The sequence below is a fragment of the Nocardioides caeni genome, assembly GCF_004912195.1.
GTDB classification, from domain to species: domain Bacteria; phylum Actinomycetota; class Actinomycetes; order Propionibacteriales; family Nocardioidaceae; genus Nocardioides; species Nocardioides caeni.
In genome coordinates, this window is record NZ_STGW01000009.1 from 54,964 (window position 1) to 74,977 (window position 20,014).

The following is a 20,014-nucleotide window of genomic DNA, read 5'->3' on the forward strand; positions in this document are numbered from 1 at the left end:
GGCGGCACGCTCTGGCGTCCGTCAGCCGGCGGCCGAGCCGGTACGACGCCCCGGCCGGTCCCGCGGCCACGATCGTTGCCGCTTGGACTCGTACATCCGCAGGTCCACGAGGCGCAGCAGCTCGTCGGGGTCCCGACCCTCCGCGCCGATCAGCACCGAGCCGATGCTGACGCCGACGGGGACGTGCAGGGCGAACGGGTGCGCGTCCAGCGCCTGCTGGACCTGGGTCTGCAGTCGTCCCGCGAGCTCGGTGTGGGTGGTCGCCCCGTCGAGCCGGGCGACCAGCACGAACTCGTCCCCGCCGAGGCGCGCCACCGTGTCCGAGGGCTGCACGGCATCGACCAGCACGTCTGCCACGGCGCACAGCACGCTGTCACCTGCGGCGTGGCCGTAACCGTCGTTGACGGACTTGAAGCCGTCCAGGTCCAGCATCACCAGTGCGTGCGGCGAGCGGCCCGGCGCCGCCGCCGCGGACAGTGCCTCCTGCAACGCGATCCGGTTGGCCGCCCCGGTCAGGGCGTCCATGCGACCCAGCGCCCGCAGCCGGTCCTGCTCCTGCCGGTGCGGTGTCACGTCGACGAGTGAGTGCAACCGCATCCGCTCGCCGTCAGGCCCTCGCAGCTCGCGGACCCGGACCTCGACCCTGCGCAGGTCACCGGAGCGGGTCACGATCGTCGCGGTGAAGACGTTCGATGCCCCTGACGGTCGGTCCCGCGTCGTCAGCCAGCTGCTGATCGTCTGGCCGCGCAACGACTCCGCCGGCACGCCGAGCAGCTCCGCCGCCGCCTCGTTGGCGTCGTGGATGCGGTCCTCGTCGTCGCTCACGAGTACGCCGGTCGGAGTCGCCTCGAGGATCGAGGCGAGCCACTCGTTGGAGCGACGCAGGTCGGCCTTGAGCCGTCGGCGACGCGCGTCGTTGACCAGCGCCACGAGGACCAGGAACATCCCGGTGACCACGACCAGCACCATCAGCACGTCCGCACGGGCGTGGGTGTGTCCCAGTGCGGTCTCCCGGTCCTGCTCGGTCAGCAGCCAGCCGCCCACGGTCTCCACCTCGGCTGCGGCCCACAGTGGGGCGTGGTCGCCCTCACCGTGCACCCTCCGCCTCTCGAGGAGCCGGGAGTCCGCGGTGGCCGCGCCCACCAGGCCGACCGTGCTCGCGAGCGTGGTGCCGTGCCGGTCGACCACGGTCACGTCGACGCCGTGCTCCTCGAAGACCGACTGGATCTCGGCTTGGAGGGCCGACAGCGCGAGGGTCGCCATCACGAAGCCCTGCAGACGACCGCGTCCGTCCCGCACCGGGGCGACCACGGCGATCGCCCACGTCCCCTCCGCCGTCATCAGCCGGTAAGCCTGCGACACGTAGGCCTCCTCTGCCCGCCTGGCGGCGGCGAACCACTCGCGGAAGGCGAAGTTGCGGCCGACCACGTCAGGGCTCCGCTGCGCCGGCGACAGCGCGAGCATGGTGCCGCGGGCGTCGTACAGCGAGGTGTTGTGGGTGCCGGTCGCCGTCGCGGAGAGGGCGTCCAGGGCCAGGTCCATGCGGGCCGGGTCGCGGCTGACCAGGGCGGTGCGGACGACATCGCTGCCGCTGAACGTGGTGACCACGTCGCGCAGACCGCCGAGCCTCATGTCCACGCCCTGAGCAGACAGCACGTTGATCGCCTCCAGACGCGACTGGGCCGCGTCGACCAGGGAGTCCTGGGACTCCGCGCGCTGGGCGCTCGCGAGCGCCGCCGTGAGGCCGAGCACCGCGATCACCAGCGCCGCGAGCACCCGGGCGGCGAAGCGGTCGAAGCGGCGGGGACGCCGGGGCGCCTGCTCACCGAGGACCGGCAGGACGGTCGGATCCGCGGGGTGCGCCAGTGGCGCGGGCACCTCGGCCGACGTCAGCAGCGCGCCGAGCGCCTCGGCGTCGACGGGCCGGCTCATCAGGAAGCCCTGGCCGAAGGGGCATCCGAGCCGACGCAGGGCGCGGACGTGGCGGGGCCGCTCGACGCCCTCGGCCACGACGTGGACGCCCAGGGACAGGCAGAAGCGGACGAGGGACTCCGCCATCCGCTCGCGCGGGCCGCCGGAACCGAGGAACTGGATGAACGACCGGTCGATCTTGACGCCGTCGACGTGGAAACGCCGCAGGTAGTCGAAGCTCGCGTTGCCCGTCCCGAAGTCGTCGAGGGTGACATTGCAGCCGAGCGCACCCAGCTCGGCGAGCACCTGCTCGTGCCCCTGCCCGCTGCGCGAGAGGAGTGTCTCGGTCAGCTCGACGATCACCGCGTCGAGCGGCAGCCCGGCCGTCTGGGCCACCTCACGGAAGCGTCGCGGGAGCAGCGGGTCGTCGAGATCGGCGGGCGAGAGGTTCACCGCCAGGCACAGGCCGGCACCGCCGGGGAGCTCGCGCCAGCGCGCCACCTGCTCGGCGGCTGCGGACAGCACCATCTCGTCGAGGTGGACGACCCTGCCGGTCTCCTCGAGTACGTCGAGGAAGCGGCCGGGCTCGACCAGCTCACCGGTCTCGGGGTGGCGCAGCCGGGCCAGTGCCTCGACGGCGACCATCGCGCCCGTCCGCAGGTCGTAGCAGGGCTGGTAGTGCACGACCACGTCGCCCTGGGCGAGGGCACGCTCGACCAGCTCGGCGGTCATCGCCTGCGCCGTCGTGGCCATCCCGTCCTCGCTCCCGGGGCGCGCCGTCGTCCTCCCGACGCCCCGGGCAGGCTTCCCCAGCTGATGATCGTAGGCAGGGCCGGCGCCCCGCGCCGGGCTTCGGACCGCACCGGGGACCAAGGTCCCGGGCGGTGCGGCCGACCGGCCACCGCCCCGACGTCGACCCTCTGATCATGCTCTTCCACTCCCCTCCGGTCGGTGCCATGCTCGAGCGGAGAGGTGGGCCATGGACTATCGAGACTCGCACCGCCGGCTGCAGGACCGCTTCGACACCCGGCGGCTCGCCGACCGGCTCGGCGGCGTCGCCGGCGACGACCTCACCGCATTCAGCGACTGGATCGCTGCCCGGGACATGTTCTTCCTCGCCACGGCCGACGCGGCCGGGCAGCCCCAGTCGTCGTACAAGGGAGGCGACCCGGGCTTCGTGCGCGTGGTCGACGCCACGACGCTCGCCTTCCCGGTCTATGACGGCAACGGGATGTTCCTCAGCGTCGGCAACATCACCGAGAACCCGCTCGTCGGTCTGCTGTTCATCGACTTCTCCGACGGCTCACGACTACGACTGACGGGCGAAGCTTCGATCGACCCCGATGACCCGCTGCTGGAGACCTTCCCCGGCAGTCAGCTCGTCGTCCGCGTGCGGGCCACCGCGGTGTTCCCCAACTGCCGTCGCTACGTCCATACCCACGACACGACGCAGCGCTCCGCCTTCGTGCCGGTCGCCGACGAGGAACCGCCCGTCCCGGACTGGAAGCGCGATGAGTGGTTCGACGGCACCCTCGCCGCGGACGACCCGGCGCACGACCCCTCCCGGCCGAGCGCACCGGCGATGCCGAGCTTCTGATCGGCCGGCGGCTGCGGATCAGAACTCGCGACAACGACCCAGGAATGCCGCGAGTCCCCCAACCGTGATGCCATCCCGCTCGAAGGGCGCGTCGGGCGTGTCGGGATGAACCACCCAGGTCTCCGGATCGCCGAGGTCCGCCCGCGCCCGCCGCAGCCCGGCACCCACGGCCGGGACGGTGGAACGCTTCACCTCCACCGCCAGCACCGGCCGACCACCCTTCTCCAGCACGAGGTCGACCTCGTCCCCTCGTGCCGTCCGGTAGTGATGTGGGCGGAAGGTCGGACCGAGCGTCGTGATCACGTTCTCGACCACGAAGCTTTCCCAGCTCGATCCGGCCGCCGGATGCCCCAGGACGTCCTCGAACGACTCGAGGCCGAGGAGGGCGTGGAGCAGGCCGCTGTCCCGGATGTGAATCTTGGGCGCCTTGGTGACTCGCTTCCCGACGTTCACGAACCATGGCGGCAGGCGTCGTACGAGGAACAACTCGTGCATCAGGTCGAGATAGCGATCGACGGACTGGCCACTCACACCCAGGCCCTCCGCCAGCCTGGTGGCGTTGAGAAGGCCTCCGCTGCCATGGGCAACCATCGTCCACAGCCGACGGAGCGTCTCCGTGGGCACCCGCGGCGCGAACGTCGGTATGTCACGCCGCAGGTAGGTCTCAACGGCCGCGGCGCGCCAGGCGAGCGAATCCTCGAGACTCGCCGCGATCAAGCTCTCCGGGTATCCACCGCGCACCCACAGGTCATCAGTGGAGATGCCCGACGCGGCCACCTCGAGCGCGGTGACTCCCGACAACTCAAGGTAGGTGATCCGCCCCGCCAGGCTCTCGGTCAGCTCGACCAGGTCGAGCGAAGCCGACCCCAGGAGGAGGAACTGACCGTGCCGATGGCCGCTACGACGGTTGTCGTCGACAACACCACGGAGAATCTCGAACAGCTCGGGCATTCGCTGCGCCTCGTCGATGATGACGAGTCGACCACTCAGGCGTCGCAGGTAGGAGCCCGCGTCCTCGAGCCTGGCAAGGTCCCTCGGATTCTCGAGGTCCAGGTACGACGCCCCCCCGGGCCAGTCCTCGGCAATCGACCGGGCGAGCGCCGTCTTGCCAATCTGGCGCGGCCCCTGAAGATGCACTACCGCGCTGCGGCCAAGTTCTCGGCGCAGCGCGGACTCAGCGTCTCGCGGCATCCACATGCGTGCAAATTTACCAGCAGTTGGAAGAATTGCATGCGCGATGCGTCACTCCCACTCGATCGTCCCCGGCGGCTTGCTCGTGATGTCGACGGTGACGCGGTTGATGTCACGGACCTCGTTGGTGATCCGGGTCGAGATCTTCTCGAGCACCTCGTAGGGCAGGCGAGCCCAGTCGGCGGTCATCGCGTCCTCGGAGGTGACCGGGCGGAGCACGACCGGGTGGCCGTAGGTGCGGCCGTCGCCCTGGACGCCGACCGAGCGGACGTCGGCGAGGAGCACGACCGGCATCTGCCAGATGTCGCCGTCGAGCCCGGCCAGGGTCATCTCCTCGCGGGCGATCGCGTCGGCCTCGCGCAGCAGGTCGAGTCGCTCGCGGGTGACCTCGCCGATGATCCGGATGCCGAGGCCGGGGCCGGGGAACGGCTGTCGCTGGACGATGACGTTGGGCAGGCCGAGCTGGGCACCGACCGCACGCACCTCGTCCTTGAAGAGCTCACGCAGCGGCTCGACCAGCTCGAACTCGAGGTCCTCGGGCAGGCCACCGACGTTGTGGTGGGACTTGATCGTCGAGGTGCCGGCGCCGTGGCCCGACTCGACGATGTCGGGATAGAGCGTGCCCTGGACGAGGAAGCCGACTCCTGCGCCCTCGGGGGCGTCCTGGAGGACCTTAAGCTCGGCGCCCTCGAAGGCGCGGATGAACTCCCGGCCGATGATCTTTCGCTTGGCCTCGGGCTCGCTCGTCCCGGCGAGCGCGTCGAGGAACTGCTTCTCGGCGTCGACGATGACGAGCTTGGCGCCCGTCGCGGCCACGAAGTCGCGCTCGATCTGCTCGGTCTCGCCCTTGCGCATGAGGCCGTGGTCGACGTACACACAGGTCAGGCGGTCGCCGATCGCCTTCTGCACGATCGCAGCCGCGACCGCGGAGTCCACACCGCCCGACAGGCCGCAGATCGCGCGACCGTCGGGGCCGATCTGCGCAGCGATCCGCGCGATCTGCTCCTCGGCGATGTTGCCGATGGTCCAGGTCTGCCGACAGCCCGCGATGTCCCAGAGGAAGTGCTCGAGGACCTTCTGGCCGTGCTCGGAGTGCAGCACCTCGGGGTGCCACTGGACGCCGGCATAGCCGCGCTCGACGTTCTCGAAGGCGGCCACGGGCGTCACCTCGGTCGAGGCGAGGACCTCGAAGCCGTCGGGCGCCGCGGTCACCGAGTCGCCGTGGGACATCCACACGTTGTGCTCGGCGGGCATCTCGGCCAGCAGCGTGCCGGGCAGTCCGACGTGGACCCGGGTGCGGCCGTATTCACGGGCACCGGTCGCCGAGACCGTGCCTCCCAGCCCCTGGGCCATCAGCTGGAAGCCGTAGCACATGCCGAACAGCGGCGTCCCTGCCTCGAAGATGGCCGGATCGATCGCCGGTGCCCCCTCCGCGTAGACCGACGAGGGTCCCCCGGACAGGATGATCGCCTTGGGACCGCGCGCCACCATCTCCGCGATGGGCATGGTGTGCGGCACGATCTCGGAATAGACCCTCGCCTCGCGCACGCGGCGGGCGATCAGCTGCGCGTACTGCGCCCCGAAGTCCACCACCAGGACCAGGTCGTGCTCGTGGACGTGCGCCTGGGTCTCCGGGGCATCGGTCATGGCCGCATCGTATCGGCGCCGGGCCCCGCCCCCGAACCGGGATTGACCCGGTCCCGATACGGCCTCGGTACGGCCTCGGTACGGCCAAAAGCACCAGGGCCCGGCCGGGGAGGGAGGGTGGCCGGGCCCTGGTTGTCCACGCAACTGATGGACAGTGCCTGGACCGAGCCCGGGCTTCGGGAGGGAGCGTGATTCCCGGGCTCGCTGGATCAACGAGCCCGGGAGGGGTGGGTTACGCCGCGGGTGAAGAAGTCGGGAAGACTTTCGGGGCGGTCCGGACCACCGTCCGGACCGCCCCGAGAGGACGTGCTGTCGAGACTCGTGAGGTCAGCTGACGCCCACGATGGGCAGCCGCAGCGCCGCCGGCGCACCCTCGGGTACGACGGGCGCCTGCGGCGCCACCGGGCTGATGTCCTCATAGGTCTCGCCGAGCGCGGGGCGGGTGTCGGCCTGGCCCTTGTTGGGCCAGTAGGCCATCGCCCGCTCCGCCTGCGCCGTGATCGTCAGCGACGGGTTGACGCCCAGGTTGGCGGAGATCGTCGACCCGTCGACCACGTGGAGGCCCGGGTAGTTGAACACCCGCTGGTAGGGGTCGACCACGCCGGTGTTGGGGCTGTCGCCGATGGTGCAGCCGCCGATGAAGTGGGCAGTGAGCGGTCGGTTGAACGGCTCACCGATCGTGCCGCCGGCGGTGCCGCCGCCCATCGCCTCGGCCATCGCGCGCACCGCGTCGTTGGCCGCCGGGATCCAGGTCGGGTTCGGCTCGCCGTGGCCCTGCTTGGACGACAGCACCCACTTGCCCGCGACCTTCTTGGGGAAGGTGGTGATGGAGTTGTCCAGGGACTGCATGACGAGCGCGATCACGACCCGCTCCGACCAGTGCTTCACGTCGTAGAGGTCGCGGACCCGGCTGCGCTCCTTCCACAGCTCCTTGAGCCACACCTTCCAGCGCGCCTCGGGGCCGTCGCCGTCGGTGAGCACGGTCTGCATCAGCGACATGGCGTTGCTGCCCTTGCCGTAGCGCACCGGCTCGATGTGGGTGTGCTCGTCGGGGTGCCACGAGGACGTGATCGCGACGCCCTGGGTGTAGTCCACCTGCGCACCCTCGGGCGCGATCGCACCGAGGATCGACTCCGAGTTGGTCCGGGTCAGGTGGCCCAGCCGGTCGGACACGTTCGGCAGGTCGCCCTCGGCCTTGAGCCGGTGCAGCAGCTTCTGCGTGCCGAGGGCGGCGGCGGAGAAGATCACCTGCTCCGCGGTGAACGTCTTGACCGCCGAGCGACGCGACAGCTTCGCCTTGGTCCAGCGGGTGTCGACGCGGTAGCCGCCGCCGGCCAGCGGACGGACCCGGGTCACCGTGGTGAGCGGGTGGACCTCGGCGCCGTTCTGCTCGGCGAGGTAGAGGTAGTTCTTGACCAGGGTGTTCTTGGCGTTGTGCCGGCAGCCGGTCATGCACTCGCCACAGTTGCGGCAGGTCGTACGCCGGGGGCCGACCCCGCCGAAGTAGGGGTCGTCGACGTCCTGGCCCTCGGGCTGGGCGGGTCCGCCGAAGAACACCCCGACCGGCGTGGGGTGATAGGTGTCGCCACGGCCCATCTTCTCGGCGACCTTCTTCATCACCTCGTCCGACGGGGTGACCTTGGCGTACTCGACGACGCCGAGCATCCGCTTGGCCTGGTCGTAGTAGGGGGCCAGCTCGGTCTTCCAGTCGGTGATGTGCGCCCAGGAGGGGTCGCGGTAGAACGGCTCGAGCGGCTCGTAGAGCGTGTTGGCGTAGACCAGCGAGCCGCCACCCACGCCGGCGCCGGCCAGGATCAGGCAGTCCTTGACCATGTCGATGCGCTGGATGCCGTAGCAGCCGGCCGCAGGCGCATAGACGTACTTCTTCAGGTCCCACGAGGTGTCGGGGAAGTCGTCGTCGGCGAAGCGGGCGCCGGCCTCGAGGACGGCGACCTTGTAGCCCTTCTCGGTGAGGCGCAGGGCGCTGACGGAGCCTCCGAAGCCGGAGCCGATGATCAGGACGTCGTAGTCGAAGTCGGTCATGTCAGTCCCCGTTCAGGCCCGGCCGAGCTTGTCCATGATCCGCAGCGATGCGGTCATCACCTTCGCGTAGGCCTCGTCGGACATGCCGAACATCGGCCCGAAGCGCAGCAGCTTCTGGGTGCCCACCGACTGGGTCTCGGTGTAGCGCAGGATGCCCTCCCTGCCCTGGCGACGGCCCATGCCCGACTCGCGCATGCCTCCCATCGGGGCCGCGATGCTCGCGAAGGTCGCGCCGAACGCCTCGTTGACGTTGACCGTCCCGCACTTGACCTGGCGGGCGATGGCGCGGCCGCGCGCGGTGTCGCGGGTGTAGATCGAGCCGTTGAGGCCGTAGTCGCCGTCGTTGGCCCGGGCGATCGCGTCGGCCTCGTCGTGGAAGCGGTAGATCGACACGACCGGACCGAAGGTCTCGTTGCCGAAGCAGGTCATGTCGGGCGTGACGCCCTCGAGGATCGTCGGCTCGTAGTAGTACGGCGACAGGTCGGGCCGCGCGCGACCGCCGGCCAGGACGCGCGCGCCCTTGGCGACGGCGTCGTCGACGTGAGCCGTGACCGTCTCGAGCTGGTCGGCGGAGATGAGGGCGCCCATGTCGGCGTCCCAGTCGAGGGTGGCGCCGAGGCTCATCGCCTTGGTGCGGGCCACGAACCGCTCGACGAAGCGGTCATAGACCTGGTCGGCCACGAACATCCGCTCGGTGGAGACGCACAGCTGGCCGGCGTTGGAGAAGCTGGCCCGCACCGCGCCCTCGGCGGCGCGCTCGATGTCGGCGTCGCGGAGCACGAGGATCGGGTTCTTGCCACCCAGCTCGAGCGAGCAGCCGATCAGCCGCTCGGCGGCCTGGCGGGCGATGATCTTGCCGGTCGCGGTGGAGCCGGTGAAGCAGATGTAGTCGGCACGGTCGATGATCGGCGTGCCGAGCTGGCGGCCCGGGCCGGCGACGACCTGCCACAGGTCACGCGGGAAGCCGGCCTCCTCGAGGAGCTGCGCACCGAGCAGTGCCGACAGCATGGTCTGCGCGTCGGGCTTGGCGACGACCGCGTTGCCCGCCATCAGCGCCGGCAGGCCGTCGCACAGCGCCATCGTGAAGGGGTAGTTCCACGGCGAGATGATCCCGACGACGCCCTTGGCGACCCGGTTGACCTCGACCCGGGTGAGGCCCGGGACGACGCCCGCGACGCGACGGGTGTCGAGGTGCTGGTGGGCCGTGCGGGCGTAGTAGCGGGCCGTCAGCGCGATGTGCAGCGGCTCGTCGAACGCGTGCTTGCGGGCCTTGCCGGACTCGAGCTGGATCAGGTCCATGATCTCGGCCTGCCGGTCGAGGACGAGGTCGTGGAGGCGGTGCAGGATCCGGGCGCGCTCGTCGAGCGACACCTTCGCCCACGCGGCCTGCGCGCGGCGGGCGCGGCGGAACGCCTCGTCGACGTCGTCGGCGCTGGACTGCGGGATGTTGGCGAGCGGCGCCCCGTCGATCGGCGAGTGGACCTGGACGGTCGTGCCGGTCGTGGCGAGGATCCGGTCGGTCAGCCGCGCGACGATCTCCGGCTCGAGGACGTACGACGCCCGCGGGTCGTGCTCCGGGTCGTGGGGACCGCCCACCGCCGGGTCGAGGGGTCGGCCTGCCGCGCCAGAACCGGAGAAAGCTTCGCTCATGGGTCCGAGCGTAGGTGACCGCCGTCACCGAATCTACTGATCGGTAGGGAATGTGCCGCTTTACACATCCCCAGGCCGTGTCAAGCCCCTTGCGAAGCTCCGGAAACCGCCTGCCGGGACGTCACATCTCCGGGGCGGAGAGGTAGACCGACTTCGCCTCCGTGTACTGAGCGAGCCCCTCGGGACCGAACTCGCGACCCAGTCCGGACGCCTTGAAACCGCCGAACGGCGCCGCGAAGTCCATCGTGTAGGTGTTGATGCCGTAGGTCCCGGTCCGCACGCCGCGGGCGACCTCCAGTCCGGCGTCCGCGTCCGCGGTCCACACCGTGCCGGCGAGTCCGTAGTCGGAGTCGTTGGCGATCCGGATCGCGTCCGCGACGTCGTCGTAGGCGATGACCGAGAGGACGGGGCCGAAGATCTCCTCCTGCGCGATCCGCATCCGGTTGTCGACGCCAGCGAAGACGGTCGGGCGGACGTACCAGCCGTGGTCGAGACCCTCCGGGCGGCCGTCGCCGCCGGTCAGCAGCTGGGCGCCCTCCTCCTGCCCGATCCGGATGTACGACGCCACCCGCTCCTGCTGACGCCGGGCGACCATCGGACCGATCTCGGTCGCGGGGTCGAGCGGGTCGCCGACCACCATGCCGCCGATGGCCGTGGCCAGGGCGGCAGCGAAGGAGTCGTGGCGCTCGCGGGAGACCAGCACGCGGGTCTGGGCGACGCAGGCCTGGCCGGAGTTCATGACGCCGAGGAACTTCAGGCCCTCGATCGCGGTGGTCTCGTCGGCGTCGTCGAGGATGATCGCGGCCGACTTGCCGCCGAGCTCGAGCGAGACCCGCTTGAGCTGCTCGCCACAGATCGCGCCGATCGTGCGGCCGGCGGCGGTGGAGCCGGTGAAGGCGACCTTGTCGACGCCGGGGTGGCGGACCAGGTGCTCGCCGACCTCCCGGCCACCGGCGACGATCGAGACGACGCCCTCGGGGACGCCCGCCTCGACGAGCAGCTCGGCCAGCAGGTAGCAGTCGAGCGGCGACTCGGGCGCGGGCTTCACCACGATCGTGCAGCCGGTGAGCAGCGCGGGGACGAGCTTCGAGAGCACCGTGAACTGCGGGACGTTCCACGGCGGGATGGCCGCGACCACGCCGACCGGCTCGTGCCGCACGACCACGTCGGCGCCCAGCGCCCCGGGTCGCGTCGACTCCCACGGGAACTCCCGCGCGATGGCGAGGAAGGCCTCGATCTGCATCCACGGCGCCGGCGCCTGCGCCAGCGAGCTGAAGGAGATCGGCGAGCCCATCTCGGTGGAGATGATGGTCGCCATCTCGTCGAGCTTCCCGGCGTACAGCATGGACAGGTTCTGCACGATCTCGATCCGCTCGGCCGGCGCCATCCGCGGCCACGGGCCCTCGTCGAACGCCTTGCGCGCGGCCGCGACGGCCGCGTCGATGTCGGCGGCGGAGCCCTCCGGCACCCGCGCCACGACCTCCTCCGAGTGCGGCGACACCACCTCGATCACGGCATCGGTCGCGGGCTTCGCCCAGGTGCCGCCGATGAAGAGGGCGTCGCGGTCGAGGGTGGTCATGGGGTGCTCCTGTCGATGGTGGGGATGCTCATGGCGCGAGGTCGAACCAGTCCTTGAAGCCGCTCGGGTCGTGGCGGCCGAGGGCGCCGTGCTCGAACAGGCCCCAGCCCTCGGAGCCGTCGGGTACGCCGGCGCCGGGCCCGTGCACGGTGGCGGAGCCGACGTGGTCGATGACGCCGAACATCACCCGCCCGGCGACGGCCGGGTCGGTCATGTCGTAGGTGACGCGCTCGGTGAACCCCTCGCCCTTCCAGGTGCCGTGGGTCCAGTCGGAGTCCCCGCCGTAGCCGCCGCCGACGTGGATCGGGGTCGGCAGGTGCGAGGTGACCTCGAAGGTCAGCGGCTTGCCGTCGGGCGTGGTGCAGGCGATGGTGGCGCCCGTCGGCACCCGCGTGCCGGGGTCGTAGCGGATCTCCACCTGCGGCCACCCCATCTGCTCGACGCGGCCGTCCTTCCAGACCCGGGTGCAGTCGTTGACGGTGCGGTAGCCGTCGGGGGTCTCCTGGATGATCAGGCACAGGCAGAAGTCGTCGAAGCCGATCGGCACGTAGAGCCACCACATGCCGTCGAACGACGGCTCTGCGGGCCGTCCGGCCGGGAGCGCCTCGCCCTGGGGCCGGATCCCCCACGAGCGGTCGCGGGAGCCGGTCCAGAGGTCGGGCGTCACCGCGATCTCCTCACCGTCGACGGCGATCAGGCCCTCCCAGCTCCCCACCTGGGCGAAGCGCTGGGCGTTGAGGGTCGTCCCGGCGCCCTGTCGCATGACGTGCGGGAGCTCCTGGATGACCGGGTGCAGTCCGCGCCAGCGCAGGTCGAGCGCGATCCCCTCGGTCTCCTCCAGCACGATCCGCACCTCGCGCAGCGGCTCGACGACCTCGACGCGGTAGTTGCCGACGCGCTGCTCCATGCGGTCGCCGCCGCGCGGATCGGCGGCGTCCGAGAGGTGCACCGCGGTCTGCGTGTCGGCACCGCCACCAGCGGCACCGCGCCGGTGCAGCAGGACATAGGCGTCCTTGGTGCCGAGGTTCGGGTAGAACCCGAGCCCCGTGATCAGCATGAGGTCGCCGCTGCGGTCGTGGCAGTTGAAGTAGCTGCGGTCATAGAAGTGCCGGTCGCTGCTGCCACCCCAGGCGAGCGGCTGCGGCAGCTGGTGGATGGGGTACTCGTCGAGCGGGCCGATGCCGACGTACTCGCCGTGGCGGCCGACCTCCCCCGCGACCCAGGCGCTCATGCGCCCACCTGCTCGAGGAGACGCTCCAGCAGGGGTCGGTGGTGGAAGACCGACTCGGGGTCCTCCGGCCGCTCGATCTCGCCGAAGTGGACCTGCCGCGCGCTGGTGCGCAGGAAGACGCAGCCCCAGTTGACCGCGGCGTGCAGGACGTACCAGGTCAGGTCGCCGACCTGCGCCCCGCTGGCCTGCTCGTACGTCGCCACGACGTCGTCGGCGGCGAGGAACTCCGGCATCCCGGGCAGCCCCAGCATGGTCGCGATCTCCTGGAAGACCTGGTGGGCGAACACCATCCAGGCCAGGTCCATCTCGCGCGGCCCGAGGGTCGCCATCTCCCAGTCGAGGACGGCGACCGGGGTGAAGTCGCGATACATCATGTTGCCGATCCGGGCGTCGCCCCACACGAGGACGGGCTCGCCCGCGTCGGGCAGGTTGGCCTCGAGCCAGGCCAGACCGCGCTCGATCAGCGGGGAGCGGGGACTGTCGGCGAGGGCGTACTCGTACCACGCGCGCGTCTTGGCGAGGTTGCGCGCGACGGGCGTCGCACCCTCGTGGCCGGTGACGGCCGGGTCGAGGAAGGCGAAGGTCGTGGCGGCGTCGGGGATCCCGTGCAGCTTCGCCAGCACCTCGACGCTGGAGCGCTGCAGCTGCGCCTGCTGCTCGGGCGAGGCGTCGAAGAGCCAGTTGTCGCCGAACGGATAGGGCAGCACGTCGGGCGGCACGGCGCCGTCGAGGCGCTCCATCAGGAAGAACGGGGTGCCGAGCACGTCGCCGGTCGTCTCGTTGAGCCCGACGGGCGGCACCGGGACGCCGGCCAGCTCGCCGGCGAGCCGCATGGCGTCGTACTGGTCGGTGAGGCGGTATTCGGCGAAGACCGGCAGGTCGCCGGCAGCCGGGGCCACGCGGGCGACGTACTCCCGGGTGACGCGTGCGCCGTCCTCGGTGCTCGTGACACCGAGCAGGACCGTCTCGCTCGACATGCCGTTGGTCTGGATGCCGTCGTGGACGGTCACGTCCGGATCCGCGCCGTCGGGCAGCACGGACGCCAGCCAGGCGGTGAGCCGGGCACGCACGTCATCGGCGTCGCGGCTCGAGCGCTGCAGGGTCATGTCGGCGGGTGGGGGCGACTGGGTCACGGAACCTCCTGGGTGAAGCGTGGTAGAACGTGTTCTAGTTGTCAACGGACTGGTGGTGCGGCGAGAAATCGGTCGGAGTACGACGACAGCCGGCCCGCGAGCTCGGCCGCATCGAGTCCCACCGCCTCGGGCCGGTAGTCCACCCGGCCGAGGTGGCCGGCCGGGTGGTCGATGAGATAGCGCTCGACCGCAGTGCGGGCCGGGCCCGGCAGGTCCACGCCGGCCAGGGCGAGCACCCGCTCCACGGCACCGACCTGGTCGGCCATGAAGTCGTCGAAGCGCAGGTCCATGGACCGCTCGGGGCCGAGCACGTCGCGGTCGCGGACGACGGCCGCGAGCATCGACTCGAGCCGGTCGGCCCAGCGTCGCCCGGTCGCGAACGGGTCGGGCGGGTCGCGGAACATCCGCTCGGTGTAGGCGACCATCGTGGCCATCGACGTCACCACGTGCGCCGGGTCGCGATGGGTGACGACGACCGTGGCGTCGGGGAACACCTCGGCCAACACGGGCAGCTGCTCGAGGTGCTGCGGCGACTTCAGCAGCCAGCGGCCGGTCGCGCCGCCGGGGCGCAGGCGCTGGAGGGCCTGGAGCTGCAGCCGCAGGTAGCGGTAGTGCGGCGCCTGGTCGTGGGTGCGGTAGTGCTCGACCCAGGCCGGGACCTCGGTGAAGGTCTCGAAGTACATCGTCGAGAAGTCGCAGGCCAGCAGCGCGATCTCCTCGTGGACGTGGTCGGGCCCCGCCATCTCGTGCATCTTGATGAGGTGCGGCAGGGCGTCGTTCATGACCGCGACGTTGAGCGCCGTCCGCTCCCGACGGGGATCGGGCTCGGCGCCGGCCTCACCGGGCAGCGGGAACGGCTCGAGGCTCTCCCAGTAGGGCAGGGTGCGGAACAGTCCGGTCGCGGCGAGCAACTGCTGGAGATGGGTGGTGCCGGTGCGCGGCAGGCCGGCGACCACGACCGGCGGCGCGAGCTCGGCGTCGGCGATCCCCGGCTCGCGGCGCAACAGGTCGGCGAGGAGCAGTCGGTTCTTGAGCAGCTGGACGACCTGGGCGTAGATGTTGACCTGGCCGGCGGCCGTCAGCCCCGGCACGTCGCGGTAGCAGGCGAGCAGCAGGTCGAGCCGCTCCTCGTAGTCGCGCGGCCCGAAGTCGTCGAGCCCCGTCTCCTCCGTCGCCTGGGCGTGCAGCGCCGCCGAGTCCAGCGGACAGAGCCCGGCCGCGCCGTCCATCAGGGCCAGCACGTCGCGCGCCGACTCGGAGAACACCGGCGCGGCGAGATCGTCGATGACGACCGGCGCACCGCTCACCGAAGCTCCTGACATGTGACCCTCCTCACGTGGGCGTGATTACGATACGGTCCGGATCGGAATGGGGGAAGCCTGATGACCGACGAGAATTCGCACCGCCCGGCCGGACGACCGCGCGACCCCCGCATCGAGGCCGCGGCGTTCGCCGCCGTGCGCGAGCTGCTCGCGACCGAGGGCTACGCCGCCGTCACCATGACCGCGGTCGCCGACCGCGCCGGTACGACGAAGGCCGCCCTCTATCGACGCTGGCCCTCGCTCCCCCACCTCGTCCACGAAGCCGCGTTCCCCGACGAGCTCGCCCTCGACTTCCACCTCGGTGCGACACTCCACGAGGACCTCGCCCAGATGGTGCGCGGCACCCGGGACGCGCTCTCCACCCCGATCGCCGCGGCGGCCCTCGGCGGCCTGCTCCCCGAGTTCACGCGCCACCCCGAGATCCACGCCGCCGTCCTCGAGCGCTTCGCCGGGGTCTTCACCGTCCTCGACGAGCGGCTGCAGCAGGCCGCCGCGGCCGGTCAGGTCCGCAGCGACGCCCGTGCCCAGGACCTGCTGCGGCTGGTCATCGGCGCGGTGCTCGTCGAGCTCCTGCTCGGCCCGGCTGCCGACGGTCCCGACGTTCCCGACGGCGCCGACGAGGACTGGGCCGACCGGCTCGCCGCCACGCTGGAGAGAGGCATCCGCACATGACCGAGCAACCGTCGTACGAATCCACCACGGCGTGGCGTGAGCTCACCGCCGGCCTGGCCGAGCTCGACGCCGCCTTCCTGACCGGCGAGCGGGCCGCGCCGGACGAGGTCGGCGCCGTCGGCGGCTACCGGATGCTCGCTACGCTGCTCGGCGTCGCCTGCGACACCTACCTCTTCCCCGACACCGCCCGGCCGCGCTTCGTCGAGACGGTGACGCCGCACCGTCGGGACCGGCGGTGGGGCGGGGACAACACCGACGCCTGGTACCTGTTGTGCGTCCTCGACCCCGCACGCCACTACCGCGTCACCGGACGTCGGCACGACAGCGTCTACTTCTCCCTCACCGTCTACAACCAGCCCGCCCCCGGCGCCTGGTCCGATCGGGTGATCGGCGTCGTCAACGACAGCGACCTCACCTTCGGGCCGGACGGCGAGTTCGAGCTGCGGATGGGACCCACACGCCCCGACGACTGGACCGGACCGTTCATCGAGCTCGCCGACGACGCCTTCGTCGCGCTCACCCGCGACTACCAGGGCGACCCGCTGACCGGCCGGCCCGTCGAGTGGGAGATCGAGGCCGTGGAGCCGGCCGGGCCCGTCATCCGCTCGGACGCGGCCACGGCCGCCGCGCTCCGCGCCATGCTCGGCTGGATGCGCACCATGCTCGCCATCGTGCCCACCCCGCTGGCCCAGCGCGCCGAGGAGCCCACCCCCGGGCAGCTCGGCCACGAGACCGCCCACGGCACCAACGAGTTCGCCGAGCCCTACCAGGTGCCCGACTTCGTCTTCGGCTGGTCCGCCACCGACGCCTGTTACTCCTTCGGCAGCTTCGACCTCGAGCCCGACGAGGTCCTCGAGGCCACCTTCCGTCCGCCCGCGTGCCGCTTCTGGAACCTGACCGTCTGGAACGAGTACATGGCCGGCAGCAGCGCCACCGACGGCCGCACCTCGATCAACATCGAGACGGCCGTCCTGAACGACGACGGCACGGTCACCGTGCTCATCGGGCGCTCACTGCCCGAGCACCCCAACGGCGTCACCACCCTCGACCTGCCGCGTGGCAACCTCGCCCTGCGATTCTTCCACCCCGACCGGGTGCCCGAGCGGCCGGTGACGAGGGTGCAGCGCGCCGCTGGTTGAGGTGCGAGGCCGCCCGCGGCCGAGCCTCGAAACCGCCGGACCCACCTACGGAACGCAACTCGCCTGGTTTCGAGACGCCCGCAGGCCGTACGCCGGACCGGGCCGGGCAAGGTCCCGGCATCGGCTCACCTGGTTTCGATACGCGCGGTCGCGGGTTCGTTCCTCACCCGCGGCGCTACTCAACCTCCTCGGCCGACGCCAGCCCGCTCGTGCCTCGCGGGCTGGCTGGCCTCGGACGCTCAGCCGCGGACGACCTCCACCCGCTGGAATTCCTTGAGCTCGGTGTAGCCGGTGGTCGCCATCGAGCGCTTCAGCGCACCGACGAGGTTCATCGTGCCGTCGGCGACGCGGGAGGGGCCGAAGAGGATCTCCTCGATCGAGCCGACCTGCTCGAACTCGACCCGCTTGCCGCGCGGGAGGTCGGCGTGGTGGGCCTCGGCGCCCCAGTGGAAGCCGCGACCGGGCGCGTCGGTGGCGCGCGCGAAGGGCGAGCCGACCATGACGGCGTCGGCGCCGCAGGCGATCGCCTTGGCGAGGTCGCCGGACGTGCCGATCGAGCCGTCGGCGATGACGTGGACGTAGCGGCCACCCGACTCGTCGAGGTAGTCGCGCCGGGCGGCGGCGACGTCCGCGACGGCGCTGGCCATCGGGACGGCGATGCCGAGGACGGTGCGCGTCGTGTGGGCTGCGCCGCCACCGAATCCGACGAGGACGCCGGCGGCGCCGGTGCGCATCAGGTGCAGGGCCGCTTGGTGGGTCGCGCAGCCACCGACGATGACGGGGACGTCGAGCTCGTAGATGAACTCCTTGAGGTTCAGCGGCTCCGCCTGCCCGGAGACGTGCTCGGCGGAGACCGTCGTGCCGCGGATGACGAACAGGTCGACGCCCGCGTCGGTGACGGCCTTCGCGAACTCCTTGGTCCGCTGCGGCGAGAGCGACCCGGCGACGGTGACGCCGGACTCGCGGACCTCACGGATCCGCTCGGCGATGAGCTCGGCCTTGATCGGCTCGGTGTAGATCTCCTGCAGGCGACGGGTGGCCTCCTCGCCCTGCAGGCCGGCGACCTCCTCGAGCAGCGGCTCGGGGTCGTCGTAGCGCGTCCACAGGCCCTCGAGGTTGAGCACGCCCAGCCCGCCGAACCGGCCGAACGCGATCGCCGTCGCCGGCGACATCACCGAGTCCATCGGCGCCGCGAGGATCGGCAGCTCGAACCGGTAGGCGTCGATCTGCCAGTCGACGTTGACCTCCTCGGGGTCGCGGGTGCGCCGGGAGGGCACGATCGCGATGTCGTCGAAGGAGTACGCCGTCCGGGCCCGCTTGGCGCGGCCGATCTCGATGTCGCTCACCGGGGCAGACTATCGGGGAGGGCAGACTCGACCTGTGATCGACCCGAGCCCCGCCGCGGGCAACGACTTGTCGGGCACCTGGTACGTCGTCCGCACCAGTCTGCCGTTCTGGCGCCGTCGCTCGGACCCCGCGATCGGCTACACGCCGCTTCCCGACGGCCGGGTGACCGACACGGTGACCTATCGACGGCGCGGACGGGAGCGGATGGTGCTCGGCGTGGACACCCCGACCGGCCCGGGCACGTGGCAGTGGCGGGGCGTCGGCGCCACCCGGCTGCTCACCTCACGCTGGCAGGTGCTGGCGCACGAGGAGCCGTGGCTGGTCACGCTCTTCGAGCGCACGCCGTTCACGGCCGCCGGCGTCGACGTGTGCTGGCGCGTCCCGGCGCCGGAGCCGGACGCGCTCGCGCGCGTGTGCGAGCGGCTGGGCGACGTGCCGGGCGCGGCGCCGTACGTCGACCGGCTGTTCGCCCCGATGCACGAGCGGCGCTGAGTCGGCCCGGGTCGGTCCGGGTCGGTCCGGGTCGGCCCGGTCAGTTGGATCCCCACAGCGGGAGGACGGGGATGCACGGCACGGGGGCGGCCTCGGCCGGGGCGAGCTCGTTGAGGACGAAGCCCCAGGTGCGCCGGCTGACCCCGATCGACAGGTGCTCCGACTGGTCCGCCGGGCAGCCGTCCTGCAGCAGGATGTTGGTGACGCCGGGGCCGTCGAGGAACTGGCTGGTGTAGGGCGTCGCGATCTCGTCGTGCTGGGTCACGATGGTGACGTAGCGCGGACCGGGGCGGGTGTCGCCGTCGCCATAGATCCGTCGCTCGAGCTCCGAGCCGGTGATCTGCTGGGCGAGCGCGGGCAGGAAGGGCCGCAGCAGCAGCTGCCACACCGGGCCGAGGGTCGTGGGCCGGACGACGCCGTTGACGTCGGAGCCGTGGTTGCCCGGCGCGATCCCGATGAAGGTGTGCACCTCGTCGGCCCCGCCGAGGAAGTTGATGTAGTAGTGCGGGGTCATCCCACCGCCCTGCGACCACCCGACGAGGTCCACCTTCGCCACACCGAACTCCGCGCGGACCCGGTCGACGTAGGCCGCCAGCTCACGTGCCGACTTCTCGATGTCACCCAGCGCCTGCAGCGGGAAGTTCGGGAGCGGCGTCACGTTGCCGTAGGTGAAGTTGCGGACGCAGAAGCCGTTGTTGGCGAGGAACGGCGACCCGGCGCCCCATTCCCAGCCGGAGCCGATCGTGAAGTTGACGAGGACCACCGGCCGCGGTCGGGCCGGCGTCAGCTGGCAGTCCGGGTCGTTGGAGCCCGGCGGGTGCCATCCCGGCACGAGGGTGCGGCCGAGCAGCCCGGGCAGCCAGGCCGTCGCGTTCCAGGTGACCGGCAGCTGCCCGGACGAGCTGGTCGTCCCGTTCGGCGTGGGCGCCGGCGGCTCGTCGGCATGGGCGGGAGCGAGCAGGCCGAGGACGGGGAGCAGCGCACCGAGGAGCAGTCCCACCACCCGGCCGCGAGTGGTGACGGTCACACCGCGACGCTAGGGCCCCACGCGGTCGGCGCG

15 protein-coding genes are annotated in these 20,014 nt (G+C 71.5%); 4 read left to right on the forward strand and 11 right to left on the reverse strand.

The annotated features are described in order from the left end of the window. Positions 1-21: 21 nt before the first annotated feature. Positions 22-2,664, reverse strand: a complete 2,643-nt coding sequence (locus E9934_RS13595) for an EAL domain-containing protein (protein ID WP_136563441.1) — start codon at positions 2,662-2,664, stop codon at positions 22-24. 226 nt (positions 2,665-2,890) lie between these two features. Between E9934_RS13595 and E9934_RS13600 the strand changes: the two genes are divergently transcribed. Further along, entirely contained in the window at positions 2,891-3,508 is a 618-nt protein-coding gene (locus E9934_RS13600; RefSeq protein WP_136563442.1) for a pyridoxamine 5'-phosphate oxidase family protein, read from the forward strand. An 18-nt stretch (positions 3,509-3,526) separates the two neighbouring features. Here E9934_RS13600 and E9934_RS13605 read toward each other — a convergent pair whose 3' ends face one another. The 8 genes from E9934_RS13605 to E9934_RS13640 all read right to left on the reverse strand — a co-directional run bounded on the left by E9934_RS13605 (position 3,527) and on the right by E9934_RS13640 (position 15,304). After that, on the reverse strand, positions 3,527-4,705 hold the full coding sequence (locus tag E9934_RS13605) for an ATP-binding protein (RefSeq protein WP_202977302.1): 1,179 nt from the start codon (positions 4,703-4,705) through the stop codon (positions 3,527-3,529). Positions 4,706-4,750: 45 nt separating this feature from the next. Further along, the gene (guaA, locus tag E9934_RS13610; RefSeq protein WP_136563443.1) at positions 4,751-6,346 is read right to left on the reverse strand and encodes a glutamine-hydrolyzing GMP synthase; all 1,596 of its coding nucleotides are present in this window, start codon (positions 6,344-6,346) and stop codon (positions 4,751-4,753) included. Positions 6,347-6,673: 327 nt separating this feature from the next. After that, on the reverse strand, positions 6,674-8,389 hold the full coding sequence (locus E9934_RS13615; RefSeq protein WP_136563444.1) for a GMC oxidoreductase: 1,716 nt from the start codon (positions 8,387-8,389) through the stop codon (positions 6,674-6,676). A gap of 12 nt (positions 8,390-8,401) precedes the next feature. Then, a complete protein-coding gene (locus tag E9934_RS13620) occupies positions 8,402-10,039 on the reverse strand; it encodes a succinic semialdehyde dehydrogenase (protein WP_136563445.1) in 1,638 nt (545 codons plus the stop codon). A gap of 121 nt (positions 10,040-10,160) precedes the next feature. Next, entirely contained in the window at positions 10,161-11,618 is a 1,458-nt protein-coding gene (locus E9934_RS13625; RefSeq protein WP_136563446.1) for an aldehyde dehydrogenase, read from the reverse strand. A gap of 28 nt (positions 11,619-11,646) precedes the next feature. After that, on the reverse strand, positions 11,647-12,849 hold the full coding sequence (locus tag E9934_RS13630) for an Rv3169 family protein (protein WP_136563447.1): 1,203 nt from the start codon (positions 12,847-12,849) through the stop codon (positions 11,647-11,649). Next, complete coding sequence (locus tag E9934_RS13635) at positions 12,846-13,982, reverse strand: phosphotransferase family protein (protein WP_202977303.1); 1,137 nt, start codon at positions 13,980-13,982, stop codon at positions 12,846-12,848. The genes E9934_RS13630 and E9934_RS13635 overlap by 4 nt, the downstream gene beginning before the upstream one ends. A gap of 41 nt (positions 13,983-14,023) precedes the next feature. Further along, positions 14,024-15,304 (reverse strand): sulfotransferase family protein, encoded by a 1,281-nt coding sequence (locus E9934_RS13640; protein WP_136563448.1) that lies wholly within the window; start codon positions 15,302-15,304, stop codon positions 14,024-14,026. Positions 15,305-15,364: 60 nt separating this feature from the next. Between E9934_RS13640 and E9934_RS13645 the strand changes: the two genes are divergently transcribed. Both E9934_RS13645 and E9934_RS13650 read left to right on the forward strand, forming a co-directional pair. After that, the gene (locus E9934_RS13645) at positions 15,365-15,976 is read left to right on the forward strand and encodes a TetR/AcrR family transcriptional regulator (protein ID WP_136563449.1); all 612 of its coding nucleotides are present in this window, start codon (positions 15,365-15,367) and stop codon (positions 15,974-15,976) included. Continuing rightward, positions 15,973-17,115: a DUF1214 domain-containing protein gene (locus E9934_RS13650; protein WP_136563450.1), complete on the forward strand. Its 1,143-nt coding sequence runs from the start codon at positions 15,973-15,975 to the stop codon at positions 17,113-17,115. The genes E9934_RS13645 and E9934_RS13650 overlap by 4 nt, the downstream gene beginning before the upstream one ends. A gap of 239 nt (positions 17,116-17,354) precedes the next feature. On the opposite strand, the gene E9934_RS13655 is transcribed toward E9934_RS13650, so the two are convergent. After that, entirely contained in the window at positions 17,355-18,461 is a 1,107-nt protein-coding gene (locus tag E9934_RS13655) for a GuaB3 family IMP dehydrogenase-related protein (protein ID WP_136563451.1), read from the reverse strand. Positions 18,462-18,495: 34 nt separating this feature from the next. Here E9934_RS13655 and E9934_RS13660 point away from each other — a divergent pair, with 34 nt between their 5' ends. Further along, entirely contained in the window at positions 18,496-18,954 is a 459-nt protein-coding gene (locus E9934_RS13660; RefSeq protein WP_136563452.1) for a hypothetical protein, read from the forward strand. 40 nt (positions 18,955-18,994) lie between these two features. Here E9934_RS13660 and E9934_RS13665 read toward each other — a convergent pair whose 3' ends face one another. After that, the gene (locus tag E9934_RS13665; protein ID WP_202977304.1) at positions 18,995-19,981 is read right to left on the reverse strand and encodes an esterase/lipase family protein; all 987 of its coding nucleotides are present in this window, start codon (positions 19,979-19,981) and stop codon (positions 18,995-18,997) included. Positions 19,982-20,014: the final 33 nt, after the last annotated feature.